This is a genomic window from Plantibacter cousiniae (nom. nud.), from assembly GCF_977070315.1.
Genome location: NZ_CDRVEU010000008.1, coordinates 117538 through 137230, shown reverse-complemented (window position 1 = coordinate 137230; position 19693 = coordinate 117538). Strand labels below are relative to the sequence as shown.

General features: G+C 58.2%; 11 protein-coding genes. 1 reads left to right on the top strand and 10 read right to left on the bottom strand.

Annotated elements, in window-relative coordinates; all coding sequences use genetic code 11:
* Positions 1-17 precede the first annotated feature (17 nt).
* The 3 genes from kdpB to kdpF are packed head-to-tail and all read right to left on the bottom strand — an operon-like array spanning position 18 to position 3899.
* The gene (gene kdpB, locus ACW55A_RS16470) at positions 18-2096 is read right to left on the bottom strand and encodes a potassium-transporting ATPase subunit KdpB (RefSeq protein WP_003433072.1); all 2079 of its coding nucleotides are present in this window, start codon (positions 2094-2096) and stop codon (positions 18-20) included.
* A gap of 10 nt (positions 2097-2106) precedes the next feature.
* Positions 2107-3801, bottom strand: coding sequence for a potassium-transporting ATPase subunit KdpA (kdpA, locus tag ACW55A_RS16465; RefSeq protein ID WP_003433073.1), 1695 nt, complete (start codon positions 3799-3801; stop codon positions 2107-2109).
* A gap of 2 nt (positions 3802-3803) precedes the next feature.
* The gene (gene kdpF, locus ACW55A_RS16460) at positions 3804-3899 is read right to left on the bottom strand and encodes a K(+)-transporting ATPase subunit F (protein ID WP_003406089.1); all 96 of its coding nucleotides are present in this window, start codon (positions 3897-3899) and stop codon (positions 3804-3806) included.
* Between the two features lie 242 nt (positions 3900-4141).
* Between kdpF and ACW55A_RS16455 the strand changes: the two genes are divergently transcribed.
* A complete protein-coding gene (locus ACW55A_RS16455) occupies positions 4142-4405 on the top strand; it encodes a helix-turn-helix domain-containing protein (RefSeq protein ID WP_003366775.1) in 264 nt (87 codons plus the stop codon).
* Positions 4406-4483: 78 nt separating this feature from the next.
* Here ACW55A_RS16455 and ACW55A_RS16450 read toward each other — a convergent pair whose 3' ends face one another.
* The 7 genes from ACW55A_RS16450 to ACW55A_RS16420 all read right to left on the bottom strand — a co-directional run bounded on the left by ACW55A_RS16450 (position 4484) and on the right by ACW55A_RS16420 (position 19437).
* The gene (locus ACW55A_RS16450; protein ID WP_498811104.1) at positions 4484-6070 is read right to left on the bottom strand and encodes an RHS repeat-associated core domain-containing protein; all 1587 of its coding nucleotides are present in this window, start codon (positions 6068-6070) and stop codon (positions 4484-4486) included.
* On the bottom strand, positions 5958-9272 hold the full coding sequence (locus ACW55A_RS16445) for an RHS repeat domain-containing protein (RefSeq protein WP_498811049.1): 3315 nt from the start codon (positions 9270-9272) through the stop codon (positions 5958-5960). Before ACW55A_RS16445 ends, ACW55A_RS16450 begins: the two co-directional genes overlap by 113 nt.
* Positions 9273-9364: 92 nt before the next feature.
* Positions 9365-9850 carry a hypothetical protein gene (locus tag ACW55A_RS16440; RefSeq protein WP_003366771.1) on the bottom strand — a complete coding sequence of 162 codons (486 nt, stop codon included), beginning with the start codon at positions 9848-9850 and terminating at the stop codon, positions 9365-9367.
* A 36-nt stretch (positions 9851-9886) separates the two neighbouring features.
* Complete coding sequence (locus ACW55A_RS16435; RefSeq protein WP_498811048.1) at positions 9887-11149, bottom strand: hypothetical protein; 1263 nt, start codon at positions 11147-11149, stop codon at positions 9887-9889.
* Entirely contained in the window at positions 11118-15092 is a 3975-nt protein-coding gene (locus tag ACW55A_RS16430; RefSeq protein WP_498811047.1) for a hypothetical protein, read from the bottom strand. The genes ACW55A_RS16435 and ACW55A_RS16430 overlap by 32 nt, the downstream gene beginning before the upstream one ends.
* A gap of 49 nt (positions 15093-15141) precedes the next feature.
* A complete protein-coding gene (locus ACW55A_RS16425; protein ID WP_044308246.1) occupies positions 15142-17583 on the bottom strand; it encodes a hypothetical protein in 2442 nt (813 codons plus the stop codon).
* 66 nt (positions 17584-17649) lie between these two features.
* On the bottom strand, positions 17650-19437 hold the full coding sequence (locus tag ACW55A_RS16420; protein WP_498811046.1) for a hypothetical protein: 1788 nt from the start codon (positions 19435-19437) through the stop codon (positions 17650-17652).
* Between the last annotated feature and the right edge of the window lie 256 nt (positions 19438-19693).

The window sequence follows — 19693 nt, the reverse complement described above, 5'->3', positions numbered from 1 at the left end:
GGCATGCAGCACAGGCTTCAAACAAGGCCGAGTGCGACCAGCAGCATGTCGATCAGCTTGATGCCGAGAAACGGCACAACGATGCCGCCCAGGCCATAGATCAGCAGGTTGCGACGCAGCAAGTGAGCGGCGCTGGCCGCCTGCACACGCACGCCACGCAGGGCCAGCGGAATCAGTACGACGATGATCAGCGCGTTGAAAACGATGGCCGAGACAATCGCGCTCTGCGGGCTGGCCAGCTTCATGACGTTGAGCACGCCCAGTTGCGGGTAGATCGAGGCAAACAGTGCGGGCAGTACCGCGAAGTACTTGGCCACGTCGTTGGCAATCGAAAAGGTGGTCAGCGCACCGCGGGTAACCAGCAGCTCCTTGCCGATCTGCACCACGTCCAGCAACTTGGTCGGGTCGCTGTCGAGGTCAACCATGTTGGCCGCTTCGCGCGCCGCCTGGGTGCCGTCATTCATCGCCATGCCGACGTCGGCCTGCGCCAGTGCAGGTGCATCGTTGGCACCGTCGCCACACATCGCCACCAGACGCCCTTCGCCCTGCTCCTGGCGAATGCGCTCCAGTTTTTTCTCCGGCGTGGCTTCGGCCAGCACGTCGTCGACACCGGCCTCGGCAGCAATCGCTGCGGCAGTCAGCGGGTTGTCGCCGGTGACCATCACGGTACGGATACCCAGTTTGCGCAGCTCTTCGAAGCGTTCGCGAATACCTGGCTTGACCACATCCTTGAGATGGATCGCGCCCAACAACCGACCGTTGGCGCAGACCAGCAGCGGTGTGCCACCGGTCTTGGCAATCTTGTCGACCTCACGGGCCAGTACAGGCGGCAGCTCGCTGCGCTGCATGTTGATGAAAGCCAGCAGCGAATCCACCGCGCCCTTGCGATACACGTGGCCCTGATAATCAACGCCGGACAGACGTGTGTCAGCGCTGAACGGCACGGCCGTCACCGAGCTCAGAGTCGGCTCGTTCATCGGGTGCAGGTTGCGCAGAAACTCGACGATGGATTTGCCTTCTGCCGTATCGTCGGCCAGCGAGGCCAGCAAAGCACCCTCGCCCAGCTCCTTGGGCGTCACACCCGGTGCAGCGTAGACAGCAGCGCAGCGACGGTTGCCGAAGGTGATGGTGCCGGTCTTGTCCAGCAGCAGCACATGCACATCGCCCGCGGCTTCCACGGCGCGACCGGACTTGGCAATCACATTGAGGCGCACCAGGCGGTCCATACCGGCAATGCCGATGGCCGACAGCAAACCACCAATGGTGGTGGGAATCAGCGTGACCAGCAGCGCCACGAGAAATACCAGCGGCAGGCTGCCACCGGCGAAGTGGGCGAACGGCTGCAAGGTGATGACCACCAACAGGAAGATCAGGGTCAGGCCGATCAGCAGAATATCCAGCGCGACTTCGTTGGGGGTCTTCTGCCGTTTGGCGCCTTCGACCAGCGCGATCATGCGGTCCAGCGTCGATTCGCCGGGGTTGGCGCTGATGCGTATCAGCAGCCAGTCGGACACCAGCCGGGTATTGCCGGTCACGGCCGAGCGGTCACCACCGGATTCGCGGATCACTGGCGCAGATTCGCCGGTAATCGCGGCCTCGTTGACGGCCGCGATGCCCTCGATGACTTCGCCGTCACCGGGAATCATTTCGCCGATCTCGACCCGCACCACGTCGCCCTTGCGCAACTCGCTGGCATTGATGATGCGCAGGCTGCCGTTGTCGTCCCTGATACGGGCCTTGAGCCCTTCGCTGCCCGCCTTGAGGCTGTCGGCGCGCGCCTTGCCACGGCCTTCGGCCAGCGCTTCGGCGAAGTTGGCGAACAACACGGTGAACCACAGCCACAGAGCGATCTGCACACAGACCGAAGTCGGCACCTGCGGGTTGGGGATCACGCACAGCACAGTGGTCAGAATAGCGGTCAGTTCCACCACCAGCATGACTGGTGAACGCTTGAGCTGACGCGGGTCGAGCTTGACGAACGCCTGCACCAGCGCCGGACGCCACAGGGCCGCGATTCCGGTTTTTGCCGATTCGGCGGCCTGCGATTCAGTAGATTTCGCAGCAGCATTTTTTGCGGGATTAATAGGTAAGTTCATGATCGGTTCCTCAGAAACCCAGGCTCAGGTGTTCGGCAATCGGCCCCAGTGCCAGGGTAGGCAGGAAGGTCAAGCCACCCACCAGCAGAATCGTGACGGTCAGCAGGGTGACGAACAGCAAGCCGTGGGTCGGGAAGCTGTTCTGGCCCTGCGGCGCGGTCTTCTTCATGGCCAGGCTACCGGCCAGGGCCAGCACCGGCAGGATGTAACCGAAGCGGCCGATGAAAATCGCCAGGCTGAGCATCAGGTTGTGGAACACGGTGTTGGCACTGAAACCGCCGAACGCCGAGCCGTTGTTGGCCGTGGCCGAGGTATAGGCGTACAGCAACTGACTGAAACCGTGTGCACCAGGGTTGCTGATCGCACCGGCCGGGCCTGGCAGGCTGGCAGCAATCGCGCCCAGCACCAGCACGCCCACCGGCATCACCAGCAAGGTGGCGACCAGCAGTCGGACTTCCTGCGCTTGCAGCTTCTTGCCCAGGTATTCCGGGGTACGGCCAATCATCAGACCTGCGAGGAACACAGCGATCAGTACGTTGAGCAGCATGCCGTTGAGGCCGACACCGACGCCGCCGAAGATCACTTCGCCGACCATCATGTTGACCAGCGCGACCATGCCGGTCAGCGGGTTAAGACTGTCATGCATGCCATTGACCGAGCCGTTGGAGGCCGCAGTGGTAGCGACTGACCACAGCACCGTGCCGGTGGTGCCGAAGCGGGTTTCCTTGCCTTCCAGCGGTGCGGTCTGTTCGACACCGGCGATGTTCAGCGCCGGGTTGGGCTGGTACTCGGCCCACAGAGAGACCGCGCCGCCGATCAACAGCAGCGCCAGCATGCAGCCGAGAATCGCGCGGCTCTGGCGCATGTCCTTGACGTAGTGGCCGAAGGTGAACACCAGTGCAGCCGGGATCAGCAGGATCGATACCAACTCGAACAGGTTACTCCAGGCAGTGGGGTTCTCGAACGGATGCGCCGAGTTGACGCCGAAGAAACCGCCGCCATTGGTGCCCAGTTGCTTGATCGATATCTGACTGGCCGCAGGGCCCATCGGCAGGCTCTGGTCAGCGCCTTGCAGGGTCAGTGCGTCGATGTAGTGGCCAAAGTTCTGTGGCACGCCCTGCCAGACCAGAAACACCGCCAGCACGATACTGATCGGCAACAGGCCGTAGAGCGTGGCGCGGGTCATGTCGGCCCAGAAGTTACCCAGGCTCTGCGACGAGCGACGGCTGATACCGCGACACAACGCGACCAGCACTGCCAGGCCGGTCGCGGCGCTGACGAAGTTCTGCACGGTCAGGCCGACCATCTGGCTCAGGTAGCTGAGCGACGCTTCGCCGCTGTAGGCCTGCCAGTTGGTGTTGGTGATAAAGCTCATCGCCGTGTTGAAGGCCAGCGACCACTCCATGCCCGGCAATTGCTGCGGGTTGAGCGGCAGCATGCCTTGCAGCATGAGGATGGCGAACAGCACGACAAAGCCCGCCAGGTTGAACGCCATCAACGCCCAGGCGTATTGCTTCCAGGACTGTTCGGTTTTCGGGTCGACGCCGGAAATCCGGTAGCAGGCGCGCTCGACCGGCCCCAGCACCGGGCTCAGCCAGGTGCGCTCGCCTTCCATGACCCGGTAATAGAAACGTCCCAGCCACGGCGCGGGGGCCAGCAGCAGGACCAGAAAGGCCAGGATCAACAGATAATCGTAACTGTGCATGATCACTCCTGACTCTGGTCGGCGCGCAACAGCGCCACCAGCAGATAGATGAACAGCCCGACTCCCATCAGCAGAGAGATACCATCCATAACGCTCATTGAAATTTCCCCCATCAGGCAACACCGGTACGGCGCAGGCCGCGTGAGGTGATTGTCCGCAGGCAGGGTGTAAAGGCGCGAGATCGACAGGCTGGCCGGGGCGTAAAGAAGCTGTAAAAAAGCGCTACAGCCTTGACGGCGCAAGGCGTTCACGGTCCTGCGGCGCTGTCATTTATGTCAGGTTCGCGTTAGGGGATGCAGGGGTATCGTGGTGCGGCGATCTTCAGGGAAAGGACTTCACCATGCTTCGCGACAATGGAAAACCACCCGGCATCACGCCGCCTTCCCAAGCCACACCCGCCACTGTCCAGTTGACTGTCAAGGAACGACAAGTCCTGGAATGGGTGGCGCTCGGCAAATCCGCCTGGGAGATATCCCGGATACAAGGCTGCTCGGAAGCGACCGTGCACTTTCATACCAGCAATATCCGCCGCAAGTTCGGGGTGACGTCATTGAAGGCGGCATTGGTGATGGCGATCAGGCAGGGGGTTATTTTGGTGGAGTGAAGTATCTAAGCCCGGTGCACCCCACAGGAGATACCCCCCCCCGCGTTGTGCACTTGGATTGCGGATCAACACGTACATTTAGTTGTCTGGGTTGTATCCATATCTATCCTTATCTCGTCCGCGCTGGAGCCAGTCCAATCCTGTTTTTTTAGGAGGCGGATTTGGACGCCTTATGTTCTCTACGGTGGGGATTTTTTTAAGCTCTTTTCTGGCAAGTGATAAATCTTTTTTAATCACAGAACGCGCATGGGCAGTCATTCCGGGCTCACCAATATTCTCCTGCATGTATCTTAATGCTTTGACTGCGTTGACTTCTTTGCCAGCAAGAAATTCCGCTGTTTCAAGCTCGTAATTAATTCTGGCAGATTTAATTCGAAGGCGATTACTTTCAGTAGCTTCAAGTAATCTAGCTGCGTCTTTTTGCCTGATGGTTTTTAATGCTGTTACGCTTTTACTACCACGAGAGGTAAGTAGCCCGGGAATTTCTTCGACGCCTGGAGATTTTGTGGTCAGAGTAGGAGTCTGCTTTAAGGCTCGGTACAACAGCTTGAATGGGGTCAATAACCCGACGTGCCCCGACGGATCCACCCTGTTCACCGGATCGCCCTCAACATACGCATACCCATTCACCCCTCCCTCGCCAAACGGACTCCAGCTATCGGGACTGTTGAAGCGCATCAACACCGGGCTGTAGGCCCGATAGCCATTGCCCAGCATTTGCCAGCCGGTATCCGCTTCGGCCAGTTCGCCGTTGAACCCCAGTTTGCCAAGTGGGGGGGCTTTACCGCTGGCGTGGCCGTAGGCCGTATACCACCTCCGGTTGACGCCGTCGGCACCTAGCTCGCCCAGCACGCTATCGCTGCCGTCGGTGGCAAGCAGCAGCGTGTGATCACTCTGCTGTTCGGCCAGCAGGTAGTCGTCGCCACGCATGAAGGTACTCTGGACATGGTTGCCGAGCTGATTGGCCAGCTCTCCGTCGCGATAGAAGCGCAGGTCCCTGTCGCCGCCACGGGTCTCCCCGGTCAGTTGGTCCTGGGGGTCATACTGGTAGTGAATGCCGGCTGACGGCGTGCCTACTTCGATCAGGCGGCCGAGGGGATCGTATTTGAGCGTGCGCCCGGCTTCGTCTATGTCCAGATTGCCGTCCAGGTCATAGCGGAGTTTGATTTCAGCTGGGTAATATTGATCATTGCTGTTCGTTACCCGGCTCAACTGCACGGGATCGTCACCTTCGTAAAAATACCGGGCATTGTTGGTACCGCCATCGAAGCGGGTCGTGACAACCGTCAGGTTGTTCGCGCCATCGAAAATGAAATTCTGCGCGAGCAGGGTCCTGCCATAGGGGTCCACCGGCCGTTGAGTTCCCGTGCATTGGTATTGAATCAGGCGACCGGACGTATCGTAGCGGTAGGTTTCGTCACGGAGTATTTCCGTGCCCTGGCTCAGGGTACGCTGGACCATGTCATCCACATCGTCATAGACCTGAACCATCTGTTGCTCGACACCGTCGAGGTCAAACGTACGCTTTACTTCCCGACCCAGGTCATCATATTCAAGGCCTGATCGCGACGGTTCTTTCGCGGCTGCTGTCGGTTTTGTCGGTGGTGGTGATTTTTGCGAGGCGACCAAAGACAGTGTCGTAGTCGAACGTCGAATAGACCTCACCCAGCGAGGTTTCGTAAAGACGACCGAAGTTGTCATAGCGATTGACCTGCTCCTGTCCCAGTACGTCGGTGTAAGACAGCAGCAGACCCTGTCGGCTGTAGCTGTAGAACATGTCGTAGGTTTTGCCTGCCGAGGTACGCTTCTCGCTTTTCAGCGATCCGGTACTGTAATACGTGCGATCCAGTGTCTCGCCCTGCTCCGAGGAATGAATCAGACGAGCATTCTGCTCATCGTAAGTGTAATCGGCAGCCACACCCGGCTCCGCAATCCGGGCCGGCCCCGACTCTTTCAGCGGATCGACTTCGCGAGTGGTTTCAGGTTCAGGCACAGCTTCGGACTGCACCCTGCGCCACGGCTCATCACCGACCTGGGGCTTGTATTCATAGTCGATTTTCCGCTTGCTGGGCAGGGTTACCGTTTTGGGTTGCAGCAGACCGGGGTCGTAAACAAGCGTACGTTTACGCCCACCGGTGACAGAACTGACCAGACGATCCAGCCCATCGAACTCCTGCTCTCCCAGCACAATGCTTTTGCCGTTGTGCTCGATGCCGATACTGACGGGCAAGTCTTCGCTGCTGTAGCTTGCATAGCTGCGACGCACGATGGCCCGGCTTGGTAATGTGGACTCGATCACCCGATCGAAGACGTCGTAAACAGAGGTGGTGCGCCGCCCGCCGTTTGCCTCCCCGACAATTTCCTCGACACGGCGGCCAAGGCCGTCGTAATGGTACTGGCTCAGGCTGACCGAGTTTTCAGCCTGATCCTTTCGCTCACTACGGGTCGGCTGTTCGAACAGGTTCATCCAGGTCTCGGTGAACTCGCTCTTCCCGCCACCGTTACCTTCGATCCAGCTACGCTGAATCGGGCCCTGCGATTGCACCGTGCCAATGGGGTCGGTCTCTTCGAACGTCTTGACGTTATCCGGGCCGGTGACGCAGCGCTGTTCGCCCCAATCGTCGTATTCGAAGACGCTCTTGAGCGCCAGATCCTGCTGGCCCAGCCAGTCGAACTCGGTCTCACTGACCATGAGCCCCCACGCATCGTAAACAGCCGCGTAGGTCTGGCGAGGCTTGTCGGCGCGCGCAGGGTTATCTGCGTCATCCCGCTCCTCATAGACGACTCGGTTGAGGCCATCGAAATGACTGCAGGTTTTTACCCCCTTGACGTCGATGAGCGTCTGCATGGCCCGATCAGTCGCCTTGGCACATAGCTGATACTCGTAACTTCTGGTCGCCCTGTAGGTTTCATCATTTGGTGCCACGGTTTCACTCAGTACACGCCGCAGGCTGTCGTAGACGTAGCGAATTTCCACATTGTTGTCATCGCGATTGAGCAAGGGTTCGCCGTTGAGCACAGAATCCTCCAGCGTGATGACCTTCTTCGCGCCATCGAAGCCGGTCACGGTCTGTACGGTTTGCAGCACCGTCGCGGCGTAACGGTTGCTCTCAGGGGAACCCTTAACGAAGCGCTCAGCGAAGCCATCAGGCGAGCCTTGGGCCGGGGTCTCGAAGGAGCGCTTGAAGATGCTGTAGGCATACGCTGTGCTGGTCACCTTCCCGCCCATGATCACTTGCTGCAGTTTGAGCCGACCGTGCAGGGCTGCGTTGCTCGGCTCATCGAAGTATTCATAGGTCGTGCGTTGCTGTTCCTGCTCAGGGGCCTGCGTCAATAAGGTCTCGCTTTGCGGTGCAAGCCATTCCTGTCGCTGGCCGCCATCCACCGCAGGCAACGCCAGGTAGCGATAGCGGGTGACAAGGACCGGTGCCTTGCCGTAGCTGGACAAGGCCGGGATGACCTTGCTGCTTTTCATCCAGCGGACGAAGCCTTCCGGGTCTGGCGGGCATCCGTCCTCACCGGCGGCCGGATACCACTCACTGACCTCGACCACACCGTTGGCCTGAGTCTGAGTGAGCAGATTACCGTGCTTGTCATACGTGCTGCTGACAGTCTCGCTGCGCGGCACACTGCCGTCTGACGACAGCCGCCAGGTGGTCTGCACCTCTTTGGGTAACTGGCAGTAGGCTGGCTGAGTCAAAAAGGGTTGTCCCGGCTCGATGTAGTAACGAGTGTCCACCTGCTTGACGGTGAGGTTCTTGCGCGTGGTTTCTCGAGTGAGCAGGTGAAACTGGTTGAAGGTCCGTTCGATGCTGCGCTCGGCATCAGCTTTGCCCGCGACCTGGACACGCCATGTTTCGGTCGACGAATACTCGTACGGCTCCGCCCCGAGGTATCGATACAGATTGTCCAGACCATTGTCTTCCCAGGCGATATCCAGCCCTGCGCCCAGAAAGTTGCGCTCGCGCCCGGCGCTGTCCTGGTAAGTGTAATAAACGTCCATTTGCGCCTGACCCAGGCCGGGCGTCGTGCGATGGCGCGTGACTCTGGGCAGAGCGGGACGTGCCGCCCTCGCAGGAAACTGATGGCCGCTGTCGGTATAAAAGACCTCTTCCCGACCGCCAACGGGTGTTTCCACCGACGTGATGCATAAATGCTCACGGATCGTGCTGTATGCAAAACGCCAGGAAGCAGCATTGTCGGTCGGCAATTCGATACGGTTGACATGGTGATTCGATCCGGCCAGCACCATCACGAAGGTCGCATCCGGGCCCTCTCCAGTGGTCATGCGCAGCTTCACCGACGTTGCGTCGCGGCTGATGCCGAGCAGGACCTGACCCGAGTCATCCTTGATTTCGCTGAGCATTTGATGCACGCCGAAAGAGGCATAACCCAGCGTGACACTGTGGCCTTCAGGGGCAAATACGCGCACCGGCAGCGCGACTCTGTTGGTGCCGCTGCCGCGCATTTCAAGCTGCTCAACCAGACCGGACTTGTGCATCACCCGGTAGTGGTTATCGTCCTCCTTGTACAAGTGGAAGCTGTCGATTTTCTTTTCCGACATCAGCATCTGGCCGTTGCCGGTACTATGGACCTTGAATGTCTCGCCGCTGCTCAGCGATACGATCTGGTTACCAGGATCGTACTGCGACAATGGCAGGTTCCAGCCAAGACCAAAGCCGCTGTCCAGACGGTTGAGAGGGTTATAACTGAGTGCCAGCGGCATGCCCGGGCCACGCAATCCGTTGGTCTTGACGTCGGGCAAGGTGATCGCCACCGTGTATTGCCCGGTGCGGGGGTCAACGCCGCTCTGTACATAACTGAGAAAGTTGAACGCGTTGGAGTGTACGGAAGTCGATGCTGTCATGTTCCATGAACCTCGAACGTTATGTATTAAGATAACCGCCGCCCACGGGGGCGACGGTTAAGCAGGCCTGACAAGTTCAGTTGTACTAACGACTAACTCGATACATCGACACGGACGCAGGACAACTTGCCTTTTATATTTTCATCACCGTCATACGCCTTGATCACAACAACGCCGCGACTGACGATGGTGCCGACCGGTTTGCTTCTGAGCTGGTCGATGGATATCCATTTTGTTGTCAAGGGGTCGATATACGTCTCGAGCCCAAATACCCAGCCTCCCGAATCATTACAGTCTCTGGATTCCAGGTAAATCTTCATGGCTGAGCGCACATTATCCAGCTTGATAAAACTCATCTCATCGTTCGTGCACGAATGATCGCGCTCGTTGAGATAAACCGTGTCGTCCTGGGCGGTAAAGGTGCAGTTCTTGCCTCCGCCATCAGCGTTTGCTGCGAGCATGATCAGTCGAACCGCCTGTGCCTGGGGCTTTGGCACGGGGCTGTGGGACGGGACGAGCGTACAGCCTGTCAAACCCGTAAGCGCCATGCAGGCCAAGGTTTTACTTAACGCATTCATGATAATGACTCCCTGTCAGTGTGTTGCATCAATGCCTCATTCGGGCAGCGTTTCCGAATAGAAGGTATGCATGAGACGGTTGCGCCTACCGGCGCCGTCGGCCAGAAAACCGATTCGCCGTTTATGGGCATTGCCTTGCTTATCGACCAACAGAACTACCAGTTCACCCGTCAATTTGTCGCGTGCGGGGTCACCTTCCGGGATGTATTGAAGGCCCCGGAGGCGGTGCAGGCTGATAACCAGTTTGCCGGCCTCGAATACGGACATCTTGACGTCAATGTCCAACGACTTAATATCTCCCATCACGTCCTGAAGCGCGTCGTCGAAGTGCACTTTGCTTACATCACCGGGAACCGCCGGGTCGTCGAAGATAAATCCCGTCCAGCTGAACATGACTTCGTTTTCCTGCTGGCTCTCCCAAAGAATGATCGACGTATTGATCACATCACTGTCAGGCTCGGAGGGCAGAAACTTCAGCGTCTGGAAACTCACCCATTGCTGGGTATCGGGGTTAATGGCAGCCAGCGTCCAGTAATCAGTAGTCTCGAACTGGTAATCGAAATGCACATCCTCACCGAAGTCCGGAGGCCCCTCCACCGGCGGCTCAACCGGAGGATCTCCGCCATCCCCATGAGCACGCCGCGGAAGGAAGGTGTAATTGCGGGAATCGAACGTTGGCAAGCGTCGCGGCGTTATTTCAACCGTGCTGTTCACATCTTCATACCGCACAGAGGTCCACCAAAAGCCGGTAGCGTCGGCCCGGAAGGTCGCGTGGAAGACGCCGACAAAACCCGTTTCCGCCCGACTGTGCAGGTAGAAGTCCTGCACGACTGGCCGTTGCGCATCCAGGCCCGATTCAGCAGCGGAGATGCCGGTCCCGGACAGCTCGAAACGGTTATGTTGACTGCGCACGCGCCACGCCTGCTTATCGCCCTCGGACATGCCGTCGAGAGGGGGGAGTACTGACTCGATATTTTGGCCGGTTTCATCGTCTACCAGACGCATGGAGGCCCTTTCAGTGGGACTCAGCTGGTACTCGATTTCGTTGTCCGGCATCACCTGGGTCTTGACCTGCAGCCTGATTTGCTGATAACCGTTGGGGTACAGATTACCTTTGGTATTGTCAGGTGATGACGAGCCAGGGACCGTGATGGTAAACATCGACATTTCGGTCCAACTGCCTTCATCGATGACCTCGGATAATTCGATGACGCTATAGCCGCACGCCAGAACCACCCCGTTGTTCACCACTTCACAGCTCACCACGCTACTGGCGACAAGCGTCTGATCGGGAGGCATGAAAAGCCCCTGCCGATCGACAGTGCCTGGCCCCCCCCACCACCTTCCAGCGTCGCTCAAGCCCGGGCAACAGTGCACGGTCATCCTGTAGCTGCACCGCTACCTTTGGCCGTGCTCTGGGTACGAAAGCCGGCTCGACACGCAGCATTTGCTGCCCGTTGGCAACAAGCACCGTTGCGATGCCAAGGTCATTGCCCGACGCTTCTATCTGTTGCACGGCCAGCGCTCTTTTCCCGGACCTGGCATCCGGACTGAAAAGCGCGCCCTTGCCGGCCTCACTCAACCTGCCAAGCTCGGAGCCCAGCAACGCCCAGCTCACCGGGCTGCCGTCAAGCGTCGAAGCCGCCAGCGAGACCGTTTGCAGCGTAGCCCCCCCTGGCACTACCGTCACACGTGGCGCCAACTCCATGCTGCGTGATACCACACCCACCAGCGCCGAGACCTTGACGACAGCGCCTGACTCTTCATACGTGGCTGTGATTACCACGCGCAGCGCGTCATGGCCGATCGCCTCAATACCCGCCGCCGTGTAGACGCCGCTGGAAGAGATGCTGCCGCTTCCGGCAGCCAGGTGGCTTTGAATGCTTAATGCACTCCAGCTGGTGGCCGGTATTTCTTCGCCTTGCGGGTTGCACAGGACAAAACGCTGGGTCTGCCCGGCCGTCAGGGTCGAGAACAGGGGTGTGATACTGGCCTGTTTCGACCGAAGGCCGCCAAACAACAGCAGGTCATCCGGGCGGTGCTGCTCAAGTGGTTCGAATACGCATCCACCGGTGAACTTCAGGCTGTCCGCCACCTGCAGGCCTTCACGCTCGATCATCGACTGAGTCTCCTGCGAGAGCATCAGCACCGTGCCGTAGGTTGACTGACCGTCTGCCCCACGATCATCAGGTATCGGATAAACGAAATCATCTGTCGGCGAAAACACGCCTTCGGCGTCGCTATCCTGCGCGTGCATGAACAGCACAAGCGCGCCATCACCGGTCGTGTCCATGCGCGCATCGCTTGAACGCGGCGCGGCGCGGGTAACAAGCCGCAAGCTGCCTGGAGTCTGAACATGGTAGCGATTGAGCTGTGCCTGCAGCACTGAGAAAACCCGACGATGAAGCGCAATGTCCTTGAACGCCTCAGCAAAGAAATCCGCCAGTCGCTGGTTGATCGCCTCATTGACGCCCCCCAGACTACAGGCAACGCCAGCCCCGCCGGCCAGATCGAGCAGCACATGCCCCTCCTCATCCACGAAGAGCTCGACAGTCATCGCCAGCCTGAAGCCCATGGGCTCGCTGATGATGAAGCTGCCGGACACGGTAGTTACACTCCCCTCCGGCTGATGCAAGCCGCTGTAACGGCCAGACACGATGTTCATCGTGACGAGGACACTACTGGAGCTCGGCGAGTCAGGCAGAAACGACAGGACCGGCACGCCCAGCTCGACCTGTTTCAGACGAACAGTGTCGCCTTGTCGCTCATCCACCACGATGTCGCCGGTGAACAACGGCAAGAAGGCCAGATCCTGATAGCGCTCGATGTATTGTTGCTCTATATGCCGGTTGAGCTCGCTGCGACTGACCGCCGCGACGGCTCCCCAGCCTTGGGTCAAGGTACCTGCACCCGCTCGCTGCACAATACCGCTCAATGAACGGGGCATTGCGTTAGCCGCCGTGCCCCCCGCTGTCCCGGTCAGTGCCTGCAACACACCGGAGGAACCACTCAATGGCAGCGGCAGAATCAAGTGCCCGGCCATTGTGCCAAAAACCTCGTCTTCAAATTCTGCAAACACGACAACGTAGCGTTCGGGTGCTTTGGCATCACTGCTGTACACACCCGTGGCGTCTATAGAGCCCGGCCCATCAATACTCCAGGTGACTGGAAGGTCACGGCCATTGACGACGACTTTCAGCTCGGCACGCTGATCATTGACGCTGGCAAGCGTTATGAACAGCATCGGAGGGTGGCGAACGACCAGTACCTGAATCGATTGGGTGTGCTGATCGTCGCTGACCGTTATTGTGTCAAGGACATAGGTATTCCCTGCCCCCCCTGCACCGGCGACGTAAAACTTCTCATGCGATGCATCAACGCCGTCCTCAAGCGTCCCGCTTTCTCCGGCTACCGGATCGACCACCGTCCATTTCAGGCTGGTTGCACGCGAACTGCGTGCTGTAAGCGCTACCCGCTGACCGTGATTACACACCTGAATCAACGGGCTGACGCTGACGCTGCTGGTGAGCACCGTCACCACAGCGGTACTGTAATGCCCCGACACCGGGTCCATCGCCTTGATCAGTACACGCTGAAAACCCTGCTTTGCGGGCAGCGCTGCGGGCGCCGTATACCGACCCTGCTTATCGATTTCTCCCAAACCTTCAGTACCGTCATCCGATGGATCTTCCAGGGTCCAGACGATGCCCGACCGCGCAGGCTGGGTGGTCAATTGCAGCGCTTCTCCCGTAGCGATCAATGCCTGGTGCCCGGCGATACTGAACGTCGACACACCGGGATCGATGCGTCCGAACACGACCTGGTCATAAGGCAGGCGCTTGAGTACAGGTTGCAACACTTGCTCGTCAGGCAATAACCAGCCGCCCAGAAAACGCTCGGCGCCCGTTGCATCCAGGGTTTTGCTCAACCCTTGCAGCAACGCGTGCTTGACGGTGTAGGCCACGAAGCCATTGACCTGCTCCAGCTCCCCGGCACTCAGGTTGTCCAGTGTTCCTGGAACGGCGCTGACTTCATGGTCGAACAGGTAAGGTGTATAAAGATGCCCTTCCACTGCCTGACCATCCGACCCACCTTCGGTCAGATGAAACTCATGCCTGAGGCTGATGTTGAAGGTAGCGTTGTGCGATTGCCATTCATCGCTGTCCAGCGCTCTGTAGCGAAAGCCCAGCGTGCAGGGAAATTCCCAGGTCTGCGTGGTCTGGGCGTACTCGAAGTCAATGGTCAGGGGATGCTGGGCGTTGAAGGCCTGAACGCTGAACGGTTCCGATTCAAAGACGAATTCCGCGCTGCGATATTCTCCAGCCGGAACTGCAAACGTGCCGGCCTGAGCGACCATCCGCTGCAGCGGTTTATCGTCCGGAACGCTGAAGCTGAAGTCAGGCGCTTGCAGCATTTGTATCACCGCATGGCCAAAGGCAGCACGGTGCAGTGCGTGAGAGGAAAACACAGCGGTCGCCGAGTACGACTGCTGAGCATCGTTGGGAATCAGGTAACGGAAGTCGGAGTCGCCACCCGGAATCCCGCCCGTCACGCCGTATTCCATGGTCGCAAACAGCAGCAACGCGCCTTTTTTATGGACCGATACAGCATCGGGGCTTTCAAGCTGTGATCGCACATCGATTCTACGTACATTGAGCAATTCGTTGCTCTGCTCGTTGAAAATACCCAGCCTGAACTGCTGCTCATGATTTTCCGGGTTGCTGAACCAATCCTGAAAAAAGTCGCCGATCTTCTCTCGTTCGGTAGAACCGCCCGGAAAATCCAGTGAAAGGTTTTCAGCCAGACCAAGGTCCACCACCAGATCCGCGCTTTGACTGCTCAGTTCCAGATCGAAGTCCAGACCTGGCGCGTTCAGTGGGTCGTAGGCTGCGATTCTGTGAACATTGTGCTGCCCTTGAGCGTTCTCTACCACGGTATGCAAACCGGCGATAACTGAAATGCGCCAGGCCAGCAGCGAATGCTCCAGAACGCTGTGCTTGAACGACAAGCCTGGTGGTCCGAGAACGCAGCCCGAGAAAAAATGGGAATCATGCGTATCGGGAATTGTGATACTTCCGTCCGGCACCGGACGCGACATTCCCTGGGCCAGACTCTGTTGGTAAACCTGGTCGAGGAGCTCGTTGACCTTGTCGCCATCCAGAGCAATGATCGCGTCCCAGCCTCTGAGACGCGTGGTATTTTTCATCCATGCCAGCAGACTTTCCGCTGAATAACCAGCCATGACATCACCTCCTGTGATGTTGATATATATAAGACCGATGTGCATTCGATCAGGACGCCGGGACTTCTTTGCCCTTCATCAATTCCAGCTCCGGGGCAAACCCGCACACCGGTAGCGGCAATATGATATGCCCCTCCATGACGTCAAAGACTGGATGATCGGCCTCGGCAAAAATAAGCACAAACCGGTCAGTCGACGATATGTCGGGGGTGTACAAGCCGTCACTGATGCTCCCGCTCCCGGCGCCTACTCTCCATTTGACGCCAGGCAGCGCAACGGCATTGGCAAACGCTTGCAGTTGAACCTGATCGGCACGAATGGTCACAACGTCCACGGGCTTGTCGACCTTCGCAACCTCCAGAACTTCAGAAACCTCCACGGTTTTTACGACTTTCACCGTTATCAATGGGGTTTGATGCTTTACCAATACCCACGACGAAACACTCGCCTGCCCGCCGGTCACGACTATCTGATCCAGAACATAGGTTTTGCCGGGCACCTTGTGCGCCGCGACGTAACGGTGATCACCATCAGCCAGTGCACTGCCCTCCAGAACACCGCTTTCGCCGGGAACCGGATCCTTGAGCGACCAGTGCATTTCTTCTGTGCCGAGCGAACCTGCCTCAAGCTCCACAATCTGCCCGGCGTCACACACCTGAATCAACGGATTGACGGTGATCGGGTTGGTCACGATCGTGACCAGCGCCGAACTCTGATAGTTGGAGTTCATGTCAGTGGCCGTCACCCGAACACGCGTGAACGCAAGCTCGGTCAAAGAGGCTTCTGGCGCGTAATATCGGCCGGTGCCATTGATGGCACCGAAGTTCTGCGCATCGCCCTGCAGACGTTCGACACTCCAGGTCACATTCGCACCCGGCGGTTGAATGGAGAAGGTGGTGGAACTGTCGACCACCATCAGATGCTCCGCCGGGCTGACGACAAAGTCTGCCCCGGAGCTGTTGATGCGGCCGAAGGCGGCTATGTCTCTAGGCCCACGCAGTACATCAGGCACAATGGCTTCGTTGAAATTGAGATCGATACTGTCCCGGATGAACGAACTGATCGGCACACGAGTAGCGAGTTTGCGTGCCAGTGCGGCTTTGATGTCGGACTCGAACGGGTCCTTGTTCAACTTCTCAAAATTGCTTTTTACCGCCTCTATTAAAAACAGTAATGAAAAGCTGTTTGCTGGTGGAGGGATCTCCACGAAAGTCAGGCCATCGATGATGGTGTTTATCGTGAGGCTGGGGATCAAAACCAAGTCGTTGTTTTCTTCGGCGAAGGTATAAATGCACCGTACATCGACCGTGACGACCTTGCTCATGACCAGCAGCGCCCCATGGCCTGGCAACGTAAGCACAACGCCGGGGGTTGCTTTGGACTTCCAGGTCAATGCCACCGTGCCATCGGCAATGAGCTCCACAGACAAAGGCGTGCTCCCCAACGCATCAAGCCAGGTCTCGGTTTTGTAAACATTTGCCAGGACTGACACGCCATCGATTTGAACCTGGACATCCTGGCTGCTCGACTCGGACGTCTTCAGTCTGCCCGACGTGGCAGTCGCCTTGACCAGTCGGCCGGAGCCATCATGAACAGGTTTGAACACCACGCCTTCAATAACCGAAGCAATGGTCTTGGTCACTTCACCTATGAACAGTGCCGCCTTGAACGTACGCTCCGCACTGAACAACACGGTGGCCGAGTAATCTTTCCCGACATCATCCGGTATCAGGTATTGGTACTCTACCGGGATGTCGCCGCCTTCCTGACTGCCTTCCAGACGAATGAACACCAACACGGCCCCGTCGCCGTAGTTGGCGGCATGCGGGTCGAGAGGTGCAGCGGGATTGGTCTGGGTGCGCAGTTTGAAAGACTGTGGGTGCATCAGATTATTCGTGCCACGCTTGATCACGCCAAGCGTCCATATGCGCTCCTCGTCCGGCAACGCATTGAACAAGGCTTTGAAAAAAGCTCCGCCGAGTGCCCGGTCAGTCCTGTCAGCCGCGAAGGTAAGAATGAAATTGTCACTGTCCTTGAGGTCGAGCCGCAGCCGGCCATCGCTCTCGATATTGCCCGGGACCCTTTCCAGCGCGAGATCCAGTGTCAGCTTCGGACCTTGCAGCGCATCGATATGGATGACCCTGTAGGCTTCCCAATTATCGACGTTATTCTTCATCGTCAATTGGGTTCCGCCCAGGATCGAGCAGGTCAATGTCGCATGAGACTGACCGAGGTTATCGTTCGAGAAGGCCAGCCTGGGCGCATCCAGAATAAAATTGTGAATGCTTTCTTTAAACCCTTCGCTCAGCCTCACCTCTCCGCTCACAGGCTTTAGATAGGTATCCGACGAAAAACGCGCGACATACTCCTGAAGCAACAGGTTATTCACCTTGCCTCGGGCCATTGCAGCGATGGAGTCCCAACCCCACATCACATTATTGTCGAGGTCTTTCATCCACTCGGTCAGGTGGTTCAGCGTGTTATTGGCCATGGGGTTACGTCCGTGTATGTGTGGGGTCATGCCAGTGGCTGTTGCGTCCTGCGCCAGCCTGCCGGCCTATAAAAAAAGACCGTCCAGTACGATGAAATTAATAGACGGAAACTGTGTGTAATTCGCCCCGTCATCAAAGCTGACTTCGACCGTGACGATGTTGGTCAGACTCTTTCTTTGCAGACTGTCCAGGAAATCCCTCGGGATGATCACCGGCACCTGCCTGGCATCGTATTCCGCCTCAGTGAGCGGTTCGGCGGCGCCGGTACGTAGCCCGAGCGCTTGTGGCGAACCCGACTGGGACAAGCCAGTAACCTTGATTCGTACCCGTTGCCCGGGTGCCATGTAGGCCCAGGATGCCAGCTCGAGAAGCGCACCTTCCGGTGGCACACAGCCAAGGTAAAGCAGGGTATCGGTAACGCGTGGTCGCATGATCTGGATATATGGCCAAACGGAGCTTAGGCCTCTGACTTCCAGCTTGAAGACTGGCGAAGTGCCTGATTGCAACGGTGAAACGACGCTGTAATAGACGCTCACCCACTTGTCCATATTGGCCGGGACCGCTGTGGACGGGATGATGAACAGGTGCGGGTTGTCTGGCGAAGGATCGGCGATAAAGCTGCCCGTGCCTGTATTGCCCTCCCAGTGCATCTGTATCGTGTAGTCGTCGCCGATGAACACATCTTTCGGTATGCGAATTCTCACCCCGCTCAGCAGCAACGAGGCATGGATATAGCCCACTACTCCCCATTCTTCAGCGCTCTCGATCTGGGCGTCGTCGATAACGGGCACAGGAAGATCGAGCGGACGGCTCAGCGTTACCTTGAGCGGCAACGAGCTGGCGGCATGGCCCGGTCGCGCATACTGATACATCAGCTCGATGTTCTTGCCGTTATTGGCAGAAAGCCAGGCCTTCGCCAGCGAGAACTGCAGCACGCCACTGTCGATATTGGATATGTCGGCCCTCAGGGTCTGCACCAGCTGATTGCCGCTGGAGATGTAAACCACGACATCGTCATTGATCTGCATGCCGAAAGGATCGATCAGCAGGGTGATGCCGCCAGGGAAGGCTTCCGGGTCCAGTGAGCCGCCGCTGAAATCCTTGATCTTCAAGGCCGGCAATAACACCAAGGAGGGTATGACCATGGCCAGCGACTGGGTGACCGAAACCGTTGTCAATGCGGGATCGCCGTACTCGATGAGGTAGCTCATCAGCGCGAAGCCACCCGTTTCAATTGGCACCAGTTCGTTAGTCGGTATCGACCACTGCAAAGGCTGGCCCACCTCTTCCAGCGCCAATACCCGGGACAGGATAACAGGGAGCGCGAAACTGCCGTCACTGTAATAAAGATCCAGTGTGAGGGTCACTCTGTCGCCCTCGCGCATGGCCAGATACGACGGCGTCACGATCGACAGCTCAGAAAGATCCCACAGCAGGCCGGGGTCAAGCTTCAGATCGTGAGACTCCTTGCATTGCGGCACCCCCAGCCCGGCGGCGGCTGACGGACGTTTGCCGGCATAGAAGAACAGGCGCTGGGATTCCTCGATGCTGCCTTCGACTACATACGAGTAAAACACCCAGCCCTGGTCAAGCCTCATCAGCAACGGGTTAGTGATCATCAGCAGCATACCTTCAGGCTGCAGCCCCGCGACCTCGATCAAATCGTTGACGTAGTCGTCCACTTCGCCCAGGGCGCCGCAACCTCGCCAGTTGGGCATGAACCGATCGCCGTTCTTGATCCCTGGGTAGTCAATCCAGGTGGTCAGGTCGGCACTGCCCAACTGATCCAGATCGAGGTAGTTCCCGGGCTGCTGCAAGTCAGGCACCTTGGGGGCGGGGAAATTCAGCGCCATGAGTGAGACTCCTTTCTCGTTTCCGCTGAAATGGGTAGGTCGCAAGGGTTGACCCTGCAAGTGCGGATAGGACTTTTTTTACGCCGATGCCCATCGGTTGCCCACTAGCACTACTGCTAGGTTGTTGCCCGGGTAAGGACTGTTAGGGTTAGGCAAGACTTCCAGCCACACGGACGCCTCAGGGCGTTCAGGCTTGGGGGTCGTCAATGACCAGAGCGCAAGGACTGCACAATCGTCAGACACCGCTGCGCTTGGC